13 protein-coding genes are annotated in these 17,330 nt (G+C 42.7%); 9 read left to right on the top strand and 4 right to left on the bottom strand.

Going from position 1 to position 17,330, the window contains the following annotated elements; translation table 11 throughout:
- Positions 1–12: 12 nt before the first annotated feature.
- Entirely contained in the window at positions 13–1,356 is a 1,344-nt protein-coding gene (locus DES35_RS03470; protein WP_114365787.1) for an alkaline phosphatase D family protein, read from the bottom strand.
- A gap of 181 nt (positions 1,357–1,537) precedes the next feature.
- On the opposite strand from DES35_RS03470, the gene fumC reads away from it, so the two are divergent.
- Positions 1,538–2,932 (top strand): class II fumarate hydratase, encoded by a 1,395-nt coding sequence (gene fumC / locus DES35_RS03465; RefSeq protein ID WP_114365786.1) that lies wholly within the window; start codon positions 1,538–1,540, stop codon positions 2,930–2,932.
- A 62-nt stretch (positions 2,933–2,994) separates the two neighbouring features.
- Here fumC and DES35_RS03460 read toward each other — a convergent pair whose 3' ends face one another.
- Together DES35_RS03460 and serC are read right to left on the bottom strand one after the other, a co-directional pair.
- The gene (locus tag DES35_RS03460; protein ID WP_114365785.1) at positions 2,995–3,951 is read right to left on the bottom strand and encodes a D-2-hydroxyacid dehydrogenase; all 957 of its coding nucleotides are present in this window, start codon (positions 3,949–3,951) and stop codon (positions 2,995–2,997) included.
- 6 nt (positions 3,952–3,957) lie between these two features.
- On the bottom strand, positions 3,958–5,031 hold the full coding sequence (gene serC / locus DES35_RS03455; RefSeq protein ID WP_114366014.1) for a 3-phosphoserine/phosphohydroxythreonine transaminase: 1,074 nt from the start codon (positions 5,029–5,031) through the stop codon (positions 3,958–3,960).
- A 205-nt stretch (positions 5,032–5,236) separates the two neighbouring features.
- Between serC and DES35_RS03450 the strand changes: the two genes are divergently transcribed.
- From DES35_RS03450 to paaC, 7 genes are all read left to right on the top strand, one after another.
- Positions 5,237–5,671, top strand: a complete 435-nt coding sequence (locus DES35_RS03450; protein WP_114365784.1) for an HYC_CC_PP family protein — start codon at positions 5,237–5,239, stop codon at positions 5,669–5,671.
- A gap of 80 nt (positions 5,672–5,751) precedes the next feature.
- The gene (locus DES35_RS03445; RefSeq protein ID WP_114365783.1) at positions 5,752–6,096 is read left to right on the top strand and encodes a heavy-metal-associated domain-containing protein; all 345 of its coding nucleotides are present in this window, start codon (positions 5,752–5,754) and stop codon (positions 6,094–6,096) included.
- Positions 6,097–6,113: 17 nt separating this feature from the next.
- The gene (locus DES35_RS03440) at positions 6,114–8,345 is read left to right on the top strand and encodes a TonB-dependent receptor (protein ID WP_114365782.1); all 2,232 of its coding nucleotides are present in this window, start codon (positions 6,114–6,116) and stop codon (positions 8,343–8,345) included.
- 120 nt (positions 8,346–8,465) lie between these two features.
- The gene (locus DES35_RS03435) at positions 8,466–9,449 is read left to right on the top strand and encodes a potassium channel beta subunit family protein (protein ID WP_114365781.1); all 984 of its coding nucleotides are present in this window, start codon (positions 8,466–8,468) and stop codon (positions 9,447–9,449) included.
- Positions 9,450–9,452: 3 nt separating this feature from the next.
- Positions 9,453–12,203 carry a PD-(D/E)XK nuclease family protein gene (locus DES35_RS03430; RefSeq protein WP_114365780.1) on the top strand — a complete coding sequence of 917 codons (2,751 nt, stop codon included), beginning with the start codon at positions 9,453–9,455 and terminating at the stop codon, positions 12,201–12,203.
- A 684-nt stretch (positions 12,204–12,887) separates the two neighbouring features.
- A complete protein-coding gene (gene paaB, locus DES35_RS03425) occupies positions 12,888–13,175 on the top strand; it encodes a 1,2-phenylacetyl-CoA epoxidase subunit PaaB (protein ID WP_037356112.1) in 288 nt (95 codons plus the stop codon).
- A 16-nt stretch (positions 13,176–13,191) separates the two neighbouring features.
- On the top strand, positions 13,192–13,968 hold the full coding sequence (gene paaC / locus DES35_RS03420; RefSeq protein ID WP_051889124.1) for a 1,2-phenylacetyl-CoA epoxidase subunit PaaC: 777 nt from the start codon (positions 13,192–13,194) through the stop codon (positions 13,966–13,968).
- An 88-nt stretch (positions 13,969–14,056) separates the two neighbouring features.
- On the opposite strand, the gene DES35_RS03415 is transcribed toward paaC, so the two are convergent.
- Positions 14,057–16,048: a T9SS type A sorting domain-containing protein gene (locus DES35_RS03415; protein WP_114365779.1), complete on the bottom strand. Its 1,992-nt coding sequence runs from the start codon at positions 16,046–16,048 to the stop codon at positions 14,057–14,059.
- A gap of 99 nt (positions 16,049–16,147) precedes the next feature.
- Between DES35_RS03415 and DES35_RS03410 the strand changes: the two genes are divergently transcribed.
- Positions 16,148–17,278, top strand: coding sequence for a PQQ-dependent sugar dehydrogenase (locus DES35_RS03410; RefSeq protein ID WP_114365778.1), 1,131 nt, complete (start codon positions 16,148–16,150; stop codon positions 17,276–17,278).
- Positions 17,279–17,330: the final 52 nt, after the last annotated feature.

Raw genomic sequence — 17,330 nt, 5'->3', positions numbered from 1 at the left:
CTTTTTAAATTTTTATAATTCTTTCTGATGAATGGTATATTCAAATAGTTTATCTCCATCTGAACTGTAAAAGATAGCCTGCAACTTCCTTTCCCCTTGTTTTCCTGAAAAATGTAGCGCAAGGAAATTTCTCTGCTGAATGAGACTTCCGTTTATCCTATAACTGTTTTCTTCTACTTTTTTTGTCACAGCACCACTTGTCAGGGGGGATGTAGTAAAATCAAAGATTTTGTTACCCTTTCGATTGGTCATCAGACATACTTCGCTGTGGTGCCTATCGCCGGTGAGAAAAATTACTCCTTTGATGTTTTCTTCTTCTATGCGTCTGAACAGATAAGCCCTTTCCTCCTCATAATTGGCAAAATTTTCAAATACCTTGGCATCACTAACCATTTGTCCTCCGGCACATACGAGCTTAAATGGGGCATTGGAATATTTCAGATTGTTGATCAGCCAATCCAGCTGTTCTCTTCCAAATATCTGATGCTGACCATTGTTCATTATTTCAGTCCTAAATGACCTGTTGTCCAACAAAAAAATATGGACATCATTAAACTCCATGGCGCTTGCAATTGAATTTTCGCACCCAAATTGTACCAGAGGCGGATTTGCCCAGAACAATCGAAAAGCTTCATGTGCCCAGACTTTTCCCACATAAGAGCCATTGGCATCATTTGGGCCGAAGTCGTGGTCATCCCAGATGGCAATATGACTTCCCGTTTGCAAAAAACGCTGAAGCTGTGGATACGACCTATCGTGAGTATATCGATGTAAAAAGCCCCTTCTGCTGCCAAAATCTATCGGACGCATGTACACATTGTCACCGAGCCAAAGCATTACATCGGCCTTCATATCGGCCATTTTTTCGAATATTTGGTAGTCTCCCCCGTAAGGCCTGCCGGGGCGATCGGCTATGTCTTCATTAAAGTAGGAACAACTTCCGGCCAATATGGTGAATTCCGGAGGATCTTGTCTAAAACGCCAGTCCACAAGAGTTTTAAAAGTCAGAGAATTCGGAAAATTCAACTGACTACCATTGACAAACACCTTATATTCATAAACTTTGCCTGGTAATACTTCGTCAAGTACAAACTTTGCTGTATTGGCTGTTTTGGATTCGGTTTTTATGACTTCAGTCGTTGTCCAATTCTGATTGCTCCCCAGAGGTCTGTAGTGGATAGCTACTTCTGCTGGTTTTTTGGTCTGTATCCACAGGTGAGCTTCCTTCATGTGAACGTATCCTAACATTGGTCCGGCATTGATCCACTCTGATGCACTTATGGATTTCAGCGACCTCTGTGCGGGCAAACTAACAGATAACAAAAAAGAAAACAACAAAACAGCACCTCTTGTCATTGGAAATTTTTTTGAGCGGTGTAAAAGTAATGGGTGCTCTTTTTTTTTCTTTGAATTTACAGAAAAATAACAAGAAAACCTGAGACCATGGGTCTAATGGGCATAGGTCATTTGCAAGTGCTGAAAAAATAGTAATCACTATTTGCCCACCGCGGCAAATATTTGCAAAAATCATAAGATCATGGAATACCGTATTGAAAAGGATACAATGGGTGAAGTGCAGGTACCTGCCCACCGCTATTGGGGAGCTCAGACTGAGCGCTCGAGAAACAATTTCAAAATCGGACCTGAAGGCAGTATGCCAAAGGAAATCATTGAGGCTTTCGGATACCTGAAAAAGGCAGCTGCACATGCCAACTGCGAACTCGGAGTTTTATCGCCAGAGAAGAGAGATTTGATTTCCAAGGTCTGCGATGAGATTATAGAGGGAAAGCTATACGATGAGTTTCCATTAGTAATCTGGCAAACGGGCTCAGGGACACAAAGCAATATGAATGTAAACGAAGTAATCGCTAATCGCGCTCACGTGCTCAGTGGGGGAAAATTAACTGACGATAAAAAAATTCTTCACCCCAACGACGACGTAAACAAATCCCAGTCGAGCAATGATACCTTTCCCACGGCCATGCATATTGCAGCCTACAAGCTAGTGGCTTCTCGCACCATTCCCCAGATTGAACTGCTTCGCAACACCCTGAAGCAAAAGTCCGAAGCCTTTATGGATATAGTAAAAACCGGAAGAACCCATTTTATGGATGCCACACCACTGACCCTTGGCCAGGAGTTTAGCGGCTATGTGCAACAGCTCAACAATGGCATTCGCGCCCTGAAAAATGCCCTGGAAATGGTCAGAGAGCTGGCTCTCGGGGGTACGGCCGTAGGTACCGGACTCAATGCACCAAAGGGTTATGATGTATTGGTAGCGGCTAAAATATCCGAATTTACCGGTCTGCCTTTTATCACGGCCCCCAACAAGTTTGAGGCACTGGCTGCACACGATGCTATGGTGGAGCTTTCCGGAGCTTTGAAACGCTTAGCAGTAAGCTGTATGAAAATAGCCAATGACATTCGCATGCTCGCCTCGGGACCACGCTGTGGAATCGGTGAAATCCTGATACCGGACAACGAACCCGGTTCTTCCATCATGCCCGGAAAGGTCAATCCCACGCAACCAGAAGCCCTCACCATGGTGTGTGCACAAGTCATTGGGAACGATATGGCCGTGGCACTAGCCGGTAGCAATGGGCACTTTGAACTAAATGTATTTAAACCGGTCATCGCTTACAACGTCCTTACCAGCGCCAGACTATTGGGAGATGCCTGCGAAAGTTTCAACCACAAATGTGCAGTAGGCATAGAACCTAATTTGCCCGTGATCAAGCGCCATCTCGAAAACAGCCTAATGCTCGTCACAGCTCTCAACCCTCATATCGGCTATGAAAATGCGGCAAAAATTGCCAAAAAAGCCCACAAAGAGGGTAAAACTCTGAAAGAAGCCGCTGTAGAGTTGGGACTGCTCACAGCTGAGCAATTTGACAAGTGGGTTCGTCCTGAAGAAATGGTACATCCGATATAAGGAATTCATCAAATAAAAATCCCGGTCTCAACCGGGATTTTTTATTTCAGTACTATGGACTATCAGCTTTTAAAATTGGAAATTATAAGGTTGGCCAATTCCTCCCCGATACGTTCCTGGGCTTCAGCCGTAGAAGCGCCTATATGAGGTGAGAGAGAAACATTAGGATGCATCAGGACACGCATGGCTGGAGTCGGTTCATTTTCAAACACATCCAAACCGGCATAGGCCAGTTTTCCGGTATCAAGGGCTTCAAGCAGAGCCACTTCATCCACCACTCCACCCCGGGCAGCATTTACAATGCCCGCACCTGCCTTCATTTTTTTGAACTCTTCCTTACCAATAATCGGTCGATCTGAGGCAGGTACATGCAAGCTGATGAAATCACTCTGGGCCAGAAGTGTATCCATATCTACTACCGGCACTGAAAACGTCAGTGTTTGGCCGTCGGCAAAAGCGATGGAAATATCCACCTGCTTATCGTAGAATGGATCAGATGCAATCACCTTCATGCCCACGCCGTAGGCAAGCCGCGCCAATGCCTGACCAATCCTGCCAATACCGATAATTCCCAGTGTTTTACCTCTCAGCTCCTTTCCGTTGGAATATTTCTTTTTCAGCTCGTTGAAGCGAGTTTCTCCTTCCAGCGGCATGATTCGGTTGCTGTCATACAGAAATCTGACCATCCCATACAAGTGAGCCATCACCAGTTCAGCTACCGAATCGCTCGAAGATGCCGGTGTATTAATTATTTTAATTCCCTTGCTTTGGGCGTACTCTACATCAATATTGTCCAATCCAACTCCTCCTCTGCCTATAAGCTTCAGGTGCGGACATGCATCAATCAGATCTTTGCGTACTTTGGTAGCGCTCCTTACAAGGAGAATTTCAATTTGATTTTCATTGATAAAGGAGGCAAGTGCATCCTGAGCAACCCTATTGGTAAGTACTTGAAATCCTGCATTTTCGAGCAGGTCTATACCTGTTTGATTTAAACCGTCATTCGCGAGTATTTTCATAAGTTGTCAACCTTTAATTCTTTCAAATTCTTTCATAACCTCCACAAGAACCTGTACACTTTCCAGGGGCAGAGCATTGTACATGCTGGCGCGATAACCACCCACACTTCTGTGACCTCTCAATCCGGAAATACCTGCTTCTTTCCACATTTTATCAAATTCAGGCTCCAGGGCGGGATCTTTTAATAGAAAGCACGCATTCATCCAGCTTCGGTCTTCGGGTGCCACCGTTCCGTAAAACAATGGATTACGGTCTATTTCCGCATACATGAGCTCTGCTTTCTGGCGATTGATATTTTCAATCCATTCAAGACCGCCGTTGCTTACCAACCATTCCATGGTGAGCATGCTTACATAGACTGCAAATACAGGTGGGGTATTGTACATACTATCTTTACTGATATGTGTGCGATAATCCATCATGGCTGGGATAGCCCTGCCGGTTTTTCCCAGAATTTCATCTTTCACTACTACCAGTGTAGTGCCAGCAGGCCCCATGTTTTTCTGAGCCCCGGCATAGATGAGCGAAAATTTAGAAAAATCAATTCTTCGACTGAAAATATCCGATGACATATCGCAAACCATGGGAATCGGCGAGGTAGGAAATTCCTTGATTTGCGTTCCATAAATGGTATTATTGGAGGTGCAATGAAAATAATCAGCGTCCGCTGGTATCGTATACCCTTTTGGAATGTACCGGTAATTATCTGCTTTTGAGCTGGCCACCACTTCCACCTGACCAAATATTTTAGCCTCTTTGATGGCATTTGAAGCCCAGGTGCCTGTATCAATATAAGCGGCTTTTCCCCTTTCCCGAAGCAGATTTTGAGCTACCATCACAAATTGCAAGCTTGCCCCTCCCTGCAAGAAGAGCACTGAGTACCCGTCTGGCAATTGCATAAGCTCTTTCACCAGCGACCGGGCCCGCTCCATCACGGCTTCAAAGTTTTTGCTTCTGTGCGATATTTCAAGAAGCGATAATTTTAAATTGTCAAAATCAAGAACTGCTGAAGCCGCTTTTTCCAAAACTTCACGGGGTAAAATGCTTGGTCCAGCTGAAAAATTATGAACTTTAGCCATACGATTTTTTTTAAATCGCGGTAAAGGTAAATGCATCCTACTTAATCGATGTTTGTAAATGTTTAAATCTGGGAAGTTTATTTTCAGTTGTAATTTTTACTTCAGAAGCAACTGCTCTTCTTAGTCGCACTGCACATCTTTTTAAAAAGCGCATTGTGATGCAGGAGACAATTCATTTAATTTCAAATGTTGTAAATTTGTATTCATGAAAAGCTTGCTGCATAAGCTTACCGCACAGTTAATGGTGTTTTTCCTTCTGCTTTCCGGCAGTGGAGTACACTTTTCTGTGCACGTATGCATGGGTGAGATTACCGATATCTCATTGTTTCAGCCAGCTGACGGGTGTTGTACTCCAGAGGATTCAGGTCCCCTTGATTGCCATGAAGTTCCATCGGATACCGATACATGTGAAAAAGAATCCTGTTGTGTTACAGAAATAGTTTCCCTCGCATCAGCTCACCAGACGCTGATTCTGGAGAAGCTCTCAAATATCAATTTTTTTACAAGTCCCGAATTCGCTGGTTCTTTCACCAAATACAACAAGAATACTACTTCTGAAGCAAAAGTTATAGCGTATCAGATTCCACTTGGCAAAGTACCTCTTTTCGTTCTGTTTCATCGGTTGACTTACTACGGCTAATATTTGTAAGATATCTCTGATTTTTTTGTTTTAAAAAATTGACAACTAATTTTTTGTTCAACAAATAATATTAAATTAAAATGAAACATATAGCCGTAGTTTTTTTACTTATAATTTCCCAACTTGTATCCGCTCAGAAAAAAACAGAAAGTACCATAGTCGTGGATGGAGTGTGCAATATGTGCAAAAACCGCATTGAAAAAGCACTGGACGTACCTGGTATACTCTATGCAGAATGGAATAAAAAGACAAAGCATCTAAGAGTTGTATACAGGCCTGCTGAAATCACTCTGGACAGCATCCACTATCTGATCAATCAGGCAGGGCATGATACTGAAAAGTCAAAGGCGCCCGATGAAATCTATTACTCATTGGCACCCTGTTGCAATTATAGGGATACAAACAACATCCATCGCAAAGAGTAACGAAAAAACGAAAGACAATGAGGTGGAATTTTGTGCTGTGGGGAATTTTTATCTCCATAATGAGCAGTGGTCTGATCACAGCTCAGACGATCACTGGTAGGGTGTACAGCAATGAACAAGGAACTATTTTGCCATTGCCCTATGCCAATGTATTCTGGAAAATGGAAAAAACCGGGACCATAACTGATGACAATGGTATCTTTAATATTAAAAAGCCGATAAAACCAGACACACTCGTTGTCAGTTTCGTCGGATTTAAAAGAGTGGAAATGTACATCGCTCCCGGAGTCAGGGAGATTGACTCCATAATCTTATATCCGGGCAACCTGCTTCAGGAGGTTGAAATCCGCGAAGTAATCAAAGGAATCGAAATCAGCCATAAGCACATATTGCTCACACAAAACATTGGCAAAAAGGAGTTGGGCAAGGCTGCATGCTGCAATCTTTCTGAAAGTTTTGAAACCAATCCACTTGTGGAATCCAGTTTTACGGATGCTATTAGTGGTATGCGGCAAATTGAGCTTCTCGGTCTGTCTGGTAAATACTCCATGCTTCAGATCGAAAATGTTCCCTTTGGCAGAGGTTTAAACCAACAAATGGCCCTTTCCTCCATTCCCGGACCATGGATAGAAAGCATCCAATTGACCAAAGGAATCGGCAGTGTGGTCAACGGATATGAGAGTATGTCCGGGCATATCAATGTAGAATTGACTAAACCGGAATCAGCTCCTATGTTGGCAATCAACTCGTACATCAACAATGCTTTGCGTTTGGAAATCAATGCACTACAAAGTGGATTGGTCAATGATTTTGTCTCCCAGCATACGCTCATTCACCTGAATGCAAATCCTGTGGCCTGGGATATGAACGGTGACCAATTTATGGATATGCCAATTGGCCAACAGGTAAACCTTCAAAATAAATGGAAATATTCAAATGAAAGGAATTTTGAAGGTCAAGCCGGTATCAGGTTTGTAAATGACAAAAGGTCTGGTGGTACCATGGATGTCCCTTTTGATCCCTCACCCATTCATCAGCCAGGATGGGAATACCGGGCCATAAACAAACGCTGGGAACTATTTACCAAAAATGCCTTCATTTTTGACACAGAGACACCCTCATCAGTGGGCTATATAATAAGCTTTCACAATCATGAAAGCAGTGGGACTTTTGGCCGCAGGGCACTCGATGCTCAGCAATGGTCTTTGCATCAAAACCTTATTTACAGTTATGGAAGTGATGGTTCGGACTTGACCTTTAAATCAGGCATAACCTTTCAGTTGGACAAAATCAACGGATACATTACCGACACTACGTCCGTCATAAAACCTGACGGACGGGTAGAAATATCTACTGGCCCATTTGCTGAGGTTACCTGGAAACCTACCGAAGAAGTTGCCATAGTAGGTGGCTTACGTCTGGATCATTCCAATCTTTTCGGATTTTTTGCTACACCCAGACTCCATCTAAAATATTCACCAGCTGAAAAAACTACCCTAAGGGCACAAATCGGTACGGGAAGACGAACTCCTGTAATCACTCTCGAAAGCTCCCAGGCCCTTATGTCAAACAGAGCAGTTTACATCACCGACCAACTGCAGCAGGAAATAGCACTGAATACAGGTTTTAGTCTTCAGCAGGATTTTACAGTTAATTACATGCCGTTTTCCATCCTGGCCGATTATCAGCATACGTATTTCTACAATCAATTGATTCCAGATTTCGACAAGCACGCCCTGGAATATCATGCATATTTCACAAGAGGTTCAAGTTCGAATCAGCTGTTGATACAAGCCGACTACTTGCCTATCAAAAGACTGGAAACCCGACTGGCATACAAACGTCAATGGGTCTATACCCAATTTGCTGATCAAAGGATCGAAACTCCTTTTATATCACCCGAGCGGTGGTTTTTCAATGCAGCTTATGCCACCAGAGGTAACTGGCACTTTGACCTTACTATCAATCGGTATGCATCAGTACGAATCCCACAGACAGCTGAAAAAGGACCTCAATTTCAAAAAAACGATAGATCTCCAAATTTTTGGCTGGTTCACGGCCAGGTAAAATATACCTTTAAAAATGGAGATATCTATCTCGGAGTTGAAAATCTGTTGAATCTCCAACAAACGGATCCCATCATCTCCTTTGGCGACCCATCAAATCCTGCTTTCGACGCTACATTGATTTGGGGCCCGATTTTTGGGCGAATGGTGTACCTGGGATTAAATATGTCGTTGATCCAATAAACCCCGTCAACCTTAAAAAGAAAACCGTTGCTGCATATAGCGACGGTTTTTTTATTGACATTTCCGTGTAAGAGTTTTTGCGTTGGTTATTTTTGGATAAATTTATTTTAATCACGCGATATGGAATACAGAAAACTAGGAAAAGCTGGTTTGCCTGTTAGTCAACTCTCTTTTGGCACCTGGATAACTTTCGGAAATCAAATCAGCTATGAAACAGCAAAAGAGCTGATGGTAATTGCCTACGAAAGTGGCATCAATTTTTTTGACAATGCCGAAATATATGCCAATGGCCGTTCGGAAGAAGTAATGGGAAGCATATTGAAAGAGGTCGGATGGAGTCGCGACAGCTATGCTATTTCCAGCAAAGTTTTCTTTGGTTCAGGAGGAAAATTACCCACACAGCGCGGGTTACATCGCAAGCACATAAGAGAAGCCTGTGACGATGCTCTTAGAAGATTGCAAGTAGACTACCTGGATATTTACTTCTGTCACAGGCCAGATAAGTCTACTCCTATTGAAGAAACCGTTTGGTCGATGCATCAGCTCTTCATGGCCGGTAAAATTCTCTACTGGGGAACCTCTGAATGGAGTGCTCAGGAAATAATGGAAGCACATATGATTGCAGCCCGCCACAATCTGATAGGACCTGTAGTGGAGCAGCCCCAGTACAATATGCTGCACCGGCAGAAAGTAGAAGTGGAATTTTCTCAAATCTACAAAACCGTGGGCCTCGGCCTGACGACCTGGTCGCCTCTGGCTAGTGGACTGCTGACTGGTAAATACAACAACGGCATAAAGGAAAACTATCGCCTTAAAAGAGCAGAGCTCAACTGGCTGGCCGAACGTAATCTGGTGGAAGAAAATCTAACAAAAGTATCTGAACTGCTCAACCTGGCACGAGAAATAGGTACCGACCTCACTCGGATGGCTATTGCATGGTGCCTTAAAAACCCAAATGTAAGTACAGTACTACTCGGAGCCAGTAAACCAGAACAACTCAAGCACAATCTGAAAGCTCCGGATGTAGTCCCCTTGCTCACCGAAGAAGTGATGGAAAAAATTGAAAACATACTGAAAAACAAACCAATACAGCCGATGTTCTAACTTATGAAATTCCTGGAATACATAGCCGATACATTAGTCAGTGAACACAATGGGAAACTCATTAACCTTCTGATCGTAGTTCCGACACAAAGGGCTCGTGTCTATCTCCTCCGCAACCTTGCTGAAAAATCCGAAAATCCCACTATAGCACCGCACATTATGACCATGGACCAATGGATGAGCAAGGTAGCAGCGCTTGAAGTGGCTTCTCCTGTTCGCCTGTATGCAGAGCTTTTTCAGGTTGGTAAAAAATGCTTACATCAGCGATGTAAAAATCTGACTGACTTTCTCTCCTGGGGGCCTCAGGTAGTAAGAGATTTTGATGCAATCGACCAACAACTCATAAACCCCAAAAGCATCTTGACAAATACTGCCCGAGCAAAGTCCCTCGAATACTGGGAGCCAAACAGACATAAAGGCCATTTAGAACAAATTTTTGAAGAATTTTACAACTCATTACCAGCCCTGTACGAAGAATTTAAAAACAGACTACAATCGTCCAATCTGGCCACCAGAGGCATGGTATACCGGAAAGCCGCCGAACTGATAGACACTTATACTAGCGCTGAAGAAAAAATTTATTTTATTGGGTTTAATGCTCTTACAAAAAGCGAATACAAAGTAATCAAAACCCTGGTCGATCAAAATAAAGCCGAATTAATAAGCGATTTCGATACATATTATACCACTGAGACAGCAAATCACGAAGCCGGAAGATTTTATAATCTACTTGTAAACAAACGATTGCTGTCCGAAAAATCCATCCTGACGGATCATTTACTAAAAACCAGCAAAAAAATCACTCACCATCGGATAAGTGGAAAAACCCACCAAGTCGACATAGTAGCCCAAATTGTCCAGCGACTTAAAGAGCGAAAAATTGAAGACTTCAGAGAAGTGGCTATCGTCCTGCCTGACGAAAGTATGCTCTTCCCCCTCTTGCATCACCTGCCATCAGTAGACTCTGGTATCAATGTCACCATGAACATTCCCCTGATAAAGGCCCCGGTATTCCAATGGCTGATGAAATTTCTAAGAGCTACTGACTTTGCAGCTCAAAATGGAGGAAAATATTACTTCCGACACCTGCAGAGCATATTAACTGACGGTGTCGCTCAGCTCATATTCTGCAACACTTCCATCAGTCAATTTCTGGAAAAAATCAATCAGGAAAACCGGATTTTCATAGAAGCACATGCTTTAAACAGTGTGCTTTTGCCTAATACCAAGGAGTTGTTTAAAGACCTCATGCGTCCCTCAGACATTCTTAACATAGCTCTTGAAATTTTTGAACAAGCTTTTCACCATCTCAGCAACTTACACATCTTCGAAGCCGAACAAATCTCCCTAATCAGAAAATTTCTGCAAGAGCTCAATGAAACACTCAATGCTTTTCAGACCGAATCGCTTAGCAATAAAGAAGTTTTGTATCTGATGGAAGAAGCAGCTGAACCATATGGAATCAATCTATTGGGTGAACCTTTGGAGGGGATCCAAATCATGGGTATGCTCGAGACCAGGCTATTAGACTTTCAACATGTAATCCTACTTTCAGCAAACGATGATATAATACCAGGAAGCCCAAGTTATCAGTCAATTATTCCTTATGACATAGCTGTAGCATATGAACTACCGGAATTCAGATACCAGCAAGCAATCAAATCCTATCATTACTACAGACTGCTACAAAGAGCTGAGGAAATCCATCTTCTGTCCTATAGCCCGGCATCTGGTAGTGAAGAAGGGACTCCGTCCAGATTTATCTATCAAATTCAATGGGAATTGTGCGAGAAAAACAAAAACATTCAATTTAGCGAAGAAAACCATAACCAATTCATTAGAACCACACCTCATCCGGGCATTTTTATCATTGAAAAAGATGAATTCTTTATCAAAGAATTAAAACAAAAATTATTTGAAAAAGGCATTACCCCATCTCATTTGGCAAATTACCTGGAAAGACCTGAAAGTTTTTATACTTCTTACCTACTTGAATTGAGGGAATATGAAGAAATTGAAGAGGATGCCAATGTAAAAATAACAGGGAACATAGTGCACGAAACCCTGCAAAAACTCTATTCACCATATCTCAATCAAATACTTACTCAAAATGTCTTAAAAAATATGATGGGCAATGCTGAAGCAGTACTTCAATCATGCCTTGAGGAGAAGTATGGTTTTATGGATTGGAACAAGGGCAAAAATTTCCTAGCCAGTAAGATTATACTGCAAATGATTAAAAATCAAATTCAGCTGGATTTAGAAACGGTTCAAAATAATAAAAATGAAATTGTAATATTGCATCTGGAAGAGCAGTTCTCTTGTCAAATCAGTATTCCATCGATAAATGGATATGTACGACTCTATGGAAAAATTGATCGAATTCAAAGTGAAAACAATTTAATCCGCATAATAGATTACAAAACAGGTTCTGTAAAACAAAACGTTCAAAAACTAAACCTGAACAATCTCCAAAATGAAAAGAAAAGAAGCAAATCTGGAAAAGAGGTACAACTGCTCAGTTACCTTATAATGGTGTTGAAAAATGAGCATTTCAGGGGTAAAAGTTATTTTTCTGCTTCCCTTAATTTTCTAAGAAATAGCAAGGGCATCTCCGTTCCTTTATCTGAAGAAAAAAATGAGTGCTTCAATGCCAACACGATTGTCAATTGCGAAAACTATATCAGACAAATACTGGAAGAAATGCTGTCGGTTGAAGAAGAGAAATTGAGATTTTTAAAATCCCTCTCCTGAAGTGTTTCGGATAAATGAAACCTGCTATTTGTCAAATAGAATCACTGAACTGTAATCAAAATATCTTATGTCAGGCTTTTTAAACTCTTTTGGAAACCCTTTATTTAGAAATTGATACATAAAAAGCCTTCTGCAAGTAATGACCTGTATATTTTTTGCTATGGATTTAAAATTCATAATCACCGAAAATATTCGATTTTCATTTAGGCTTTCTAAACAAATAGAATTTATTGAATATTGTCGATCTGAACTAGCCTCTGTCCGGATTCATCAAAAAACAAATAAATAAGTAGTTTTTCTAAAATTTTTGTGTATCGTATAATTAAACTTACCGATAAAAAAACTCTTTTCAGAGTGATATGCAGTAAGCCCGAATGTATTGGCGCTGTCATTCATAAAATTCATTATTTCTGTGTCAAAACTTCTTCTTCCCTTCTTGTTGACTTTTTTAAATCATGTGAGCGTACATATTTCTTTGATGCCTTATATAATTCATAAGAAACATATACATTTTTAACCCTAGCAAAACAAATTTAGGTATTTAAAAACGTCAGTAGATGTCAGGTTTCAAACCAGTTTTACATTAGCAAAACCATCAGTTTGAGATTATATTGAAGTAAAACTCCATAAGCGGTAATCAGGGTTGTCCTTTCCATTGTATTTTTGAAATCAAATTGCAGAAGCATGTCCACAGACCAATGGCCTCTTTGGGAGGTGTTTATTCGCAGTAAAAACGGCTTAAGCCACAAGCATGTAGGCAGCCTGCATGCTCCGGATGCACAGACGGCCCTTCTCAATGCCCGTGATGTGTACACCCGCCGAAGTGAGGGAGTAAGTATCTGGGTCGTAGAGGCGCGCCACATTCACGCATCATCTCCTGATGCCAAGGAACCTCTCTTTTCTCCAGCGGACGATAAAGTGTATCGTCATCCGACTTTTTACGATATTCCCGACGAAGTAGGTCATATGTAGTTTAGCATTTACTTTCATGAAAAAAAATATTCATACTCAAGGTGCCCCGCCTCTTCTGATATATACCCTAAGACTGGCTGACAATGCCATGATATTAGGTCAGCGACTTAGTGAATGGTGCGGACACGGCCCGGAGCTGGAGCTCGACATCGCTTTGAGCAACATCGCCTTAGATCAGCTTGGACATGCCCGTATGCTCTATCAATATGCGGCCAAACAACTTGGTCCTGATTACACGGAAGATGACCTTCCTTTCTTCCGCGATGCAGATTCTTTTCATAATCTGCTGATTGTAGAGCTTCCCAATGGCCACTGGGGTGACACACTCGCACGGCAGTTTTTATTTGATACCTATAACTATTTTCTTTACAGAAGGCTTTGTTCTTCGGCAGACGATACGATTAAATCCATAGCTCAAAAAGCTATAAAAGAAATCACCTATCACGCGCAATGGAGTGCAGAGTGGGTCATTAGGCTTGGGGACGGTACCCAGGAGAGTCATCAGAAAATTCAAAAATCCTTTGAGGATTTATGGATGTGGACCGGTGAATTTTTTATGGCTGATGAAATTGACTGCCAGATGGCCGAATACGGCATTGGTGTGCACCCTGAGCAACTTAAAGACGCATGGAGAAGTAAGGTAGAAGAAATCCTGGACATTGCCACGCTGCACGTGCCCGATGCTACCTGGTACCAACGCGGAGGTAAACAAGGCCGACATACCGAGTATTTAGGTTATATACTGGCAGAAATGCAACATCTGCCGCGCATGTATCCCGAAGCAAAGTGGTAGCCAAGCATTTACAAGTTCTGCAGTAAGTTTAAAACAAATAACACCGGCTACACATGCCGGTGTTTGTGTTGCGATTTATATGAACGTGTTAAAACCCACTGACAGGAAACTTAGTGATATGACTACCCATATCGGTCGTAATCTGAAGCAGGAAAACTCCAGTGGGAAGCTCTATGCGTTCTTGCCATTGTCCATCGGAGTTAACCATTTTATTAAGGAGAATTCTGCCCGATAAATCTATAAGTTTGATATATACAGGAGTTCCGCCGGTAGGTAAATTGGTCACAGTAAGAAGTCCCCGGCGATGGTGAACCAAAGGCCTCAATAATGTGGATTCCGTTACATCCATAGCAGTACATGCCAGGTCGCATCGATTAAAACACACATCAGGCAGCAGAGTGTCTTGTGGCGGCACAGTCAGATGTCTGGAACCCAGATAACCACAGGAACCCGTAATCAGTTCCTGACCTCCTACACCATTGGTCGTTGAGTATCGATAGAGTACTTGTTCACCTATAGGCCAGTCAAGTGTGATCTGATACTTTTCGGGGCTGATGAGTGTCATTTGATGCTGGGTAAAATTCCAACCATTGAAGGTCCCGGCTACGTACATACCCTGGGGAGAAACCTGTGTCCCGGTGGTCAACACAGTGAGAGTGACTTTGGAAGTCGGTAATTGCACAGGACAAGTGTCGCAAAGCGCGAAACATACAGCCGGTAGAACTGTGTCCTCCACCACGGTAAGAATCCTGTTGAACCCCCCGAATCCGTCGCTCACACCACAGGCAGGAGGCACTGATTCCGCACCACTAAATATTGAATCGTTTAAAAATTTAAATTGCACTGTTGTGCCTGCATTGATTACCACAGTAGCCGAATAAACAGAGCCATTTGCACTCATTGGGGTAGCCGAGGGTGACCAGTTGTTGAAGCTACCAGCCAGATATACTCCATTGGGTGAAACCGTCTGATTTTTCATATCGACCCTAAAGGTTACATTTTTAGGCTGAGGGACAGGACAAGGACCACACATTCCAAAACACACCACAGGCAAAACAGTATCTGTATTTGGCATCACAAACCATCGATTTACCGAAGGAAAGCCTATTCCACAGGAAGAGGGTACCGTTTCGTCCTGCCCCCAGGCATTGCCATTGATAAATTTGTAAAAAACCGTATCGCCCACTGAAGCTGAGTCAACCCGGATATACACACCCGTAGTTGTGTCAAGAGTCATGGGCGAACTGGCCGGGTTCCAGCCTTGAAAATTACCTGCCACATGAACTCCATTGACACTTACCGTCTGCTGACTCATGTCCACCCTGAAGGTGACCATCTTCTTCGGGGCCGGGGGTATCACAGGACAAAGCGTGTCACAAGTACCAAAACACACCGCCGGCAAAATGGTATCATTGGCCGGAACCGTCAAAATCCTGTTAACCGGACTGCCAGTACCGCAGGCGATGGGCACGGTTTCATCCTGACCCCAGGCATTGCCATTGATAAACTTGTATTGAACCGACTGCCCTACCGGCAATGCTACGGTGTAGCTCCATACACTACCGTTGGACTGCATGGGAGTAGCAGCTGGATTCCAGTTTTGAAAACTGCCGGCTATATGTACGCCAAATGAACTGACAGAGGCCACATTGGACATATTGACTCTGAACGTGACAAGGCTGGTTGGAGGCAGTGGTGCACATGTAGTACACGATGAAAAACACACCACCGGAAGTATAGTGTCTTGAGTTACGGTCAGTGACCTGTTAAATCCTCCAAAACCATTTGGAACACCACAGGCCGATGGCACGGATTCTTCACCTGCCCAGGTGTTGCCATTGATATACTTGAATTGAATGCTTGTGCCTTGAGATATCTGCGCTGTGTAGGTGTATACGCCATTAGCTGTGAGCGTCATTTGTGTGGTGGCTGGATTCCAACCCTGAAAACTTCCGGCTATATGCACACCTTGTGCTGCCACGGATTGCTGACTCATATCTACCCTGAAAGTTACAGAGCGCATTTGCCCAGCCATATTGATTGTAACCAACAGACAAAAGAATAGTATCGATTTTTTCATTGAATCAGGTATTTTGCACAAAGTAAGTGTATTAAATACACCTTGCCAAATTTTTTATTTAGGTGTATATTTCCACTCGCTAAAAGGTATTTCCAAATAATGAAAATAGTAAAATCCTTACTGTGTACTCTTGTCGTGAGTCATTTATGTTGTCAAAAACAGAATACAAACCCTTCCGATAAACCCGGAATCCCTGCAAATCTCGAATTAGTCAAACAACCAGTAGTCACTGAGCTTAACATTCCCTGGGGCATGGCTTTTCTGAATGAAAGCGAAGTATTGATAGCAGAAAAATCAGGCGATATACTTTTGGCCAACGTTACAACAGGAACCAAAAAAAATATTTTTAAAGTACCCGGCGCTATCCTTTTTGGGCAAGGCGGACTTATGGACATCAGACTTCATCCGGATTTTTCAAAAAATAAATTAATCTATTTCAGCTATTCGAAGATAGCTGACGGACAGCCCACCACTGCACTGGGCAGAGCAAAATATTCAAACGAAGCAATCAGCGATTTTGAGGAGATTTTTGTGGCAAATGCACGCTCCAATAGTGGTGTGCATTTCGGAAGTCGGATAGCTTTCGACGGAAAGGGTCATTTATTTCTCGGACTTGGCGACCGGGGCAATATGCAGCAGGCACAGAACACCTTGAATCACATGGGATGCCTTCTACGGCTAAACGAAGATGGCAGTGTACCAGCAGATAATCCCTTTGTAGGAAAACCCGACTTTTTACCAGAAATCTGGTCGTATGGACATCGAAATATCCAAGGATTGGACTTTCACCCGACTACAGGCAAATTGTGGGCTCACGAGCACGGTCCACAAGGCGGTGATGAAATCAATATCATCGAGCCGGGTAACAATTACGGCTGGCCTTTAGCTACATATGGCGAACAATACGGTGGAGGCACCATAGGTCCGCCAACTTATCCCGGTACAGTGCAGCCCATTCATCACTGGACGCCAAGCATTGCTCCCTGCGGTATGGCTTTTTTGAAATCCGATAAATATCCAGGCTTAAATGGAAACCTGTTCATTGGCTCTCTGGTCGGTCAGCATCTGAATATGACCAGATTCTTGAACCATACACTGGTATCAGAAACTCGTCTGTTTCAGGGCGAAGGCAGAATTCGAAATGTTGTGGAGTCGCCCGACGGCTATATTTATTTTTCCGATGAAACAAACGGAATACTTTACAAACTTTTACCAGTATTTAAAGAATAATCGGTGCGCTTTCCATCAATTGTATCCCTAAATCTTGCAACTTCCGTCCATA

Source organism: Schleiferia thermophila, assembly GCF_003337435.1.
GTDB lineage: Bacteria > Bacteroidota > Bacteroidia > Flavobacteriales > Schleiferiaceae > Schleiferia > Schleiferia thermophila.
Note: the sequence above shows the minus strand (reverse complement) of the source record. Positions and strands in the feature narration are given on the sequence as shown.

What these genes read in the sequence shown, in the direction of transcription:
- DES35_RS03470 (WP_114365787.1), bottom strand. Translation starts at nt 1,356, where the DNA reads ATGACAAGAGGTGCTGTTTTGTTGTTTTCTTTTTTGTTATCTGTTAGT.
- fumC (WP_114365786.1), top strand. Translation starts at nt 1,538, where the DNA reads ATGGAATACCGTATTGAAAAGGATACAATGGGTGAAGTGCAGGTACCT.
- DES35_RS03460 (WP_114365785.1), bottom strand. Translation starts at nt 3,951, where the DNA reads ATGAAAATACTCGCGAATGACGGTTTAAATCAAACAGGTATAGACCTG.
- serC (WP_114366014.1), bottom strand. Translation starts at nt 5,031, where the DNA reads ATGGCTAAAGTTCATAATTTTTCAGCTGGACCAAGCATTTTACCCCGT.
- DES35_RS03450 (WP_114365784.1), top strand. Translation starts at nt 5,237, where the DNA reads ATGAAAAGCTTGCTGCATAAGCTTACCGCACAGTTAATGGTGTTTTTC.
- DES35_RS03445 (WP_114365783.1), top strand. Translation starts at nt 5,752, where the DNA reads ATGAAACATATAGCCGTAGTTTTTTTACTTATAATTTCCCAACTTGTA.
- DES35_RS03440 (WP_114365782.1), top strand. Translation starts at nt 6,114, where the DNA reads ATGAGGTGGAATTTTGTGCTGTGGGGAATTTTTATCTCCATAATGAGC.
- DES35_RS03435 (WP_114365781.1), top strand. Translation starts at nt 8,466, where the DNA reads ATGGAATACAGAAAACTAGGAAAAGCTGGTTTGCCTGTTAGTCAACTC.
- DES35_RS03430 (WP_114365780.1), top strand. Translation starts at nt 9,453, where the DNA reads ATGAAATTCCTGGAATACATAGCCGATACATTAGTCAGTGAACACAAT.
- paaB (WP_037356112.1), top strand. Translation starts at nt 12,888, where the DNA reads ATGTCCACAGACCAATGGCCTCTTTGGGAGGTGTTTATTCGCAGTAAA.
- paaC (WP_051889124.1), top strand. Translation starts at nt 13,192, where the DNA reads ATGAAAAAAAATATTCATACTCAAGGTGCCCCGCCTCTTCTGATATAT.
- DES35_RS03415 (WP_114365779.1), bottom strand. Translation starts at nt 16,048, where the DNA reads ATGAAAAAATCGATACTATTCTTTTGTCTGTTGGTTACAATCAATATG.
- DES35_RS03410 (WP_114365778.1), top strand. Translation starts at nt 16,148, where the DNA reads ATGAAAATAGTAAAATCCTTACTGTGTACTCTTGTCGTGAGTCATTTA.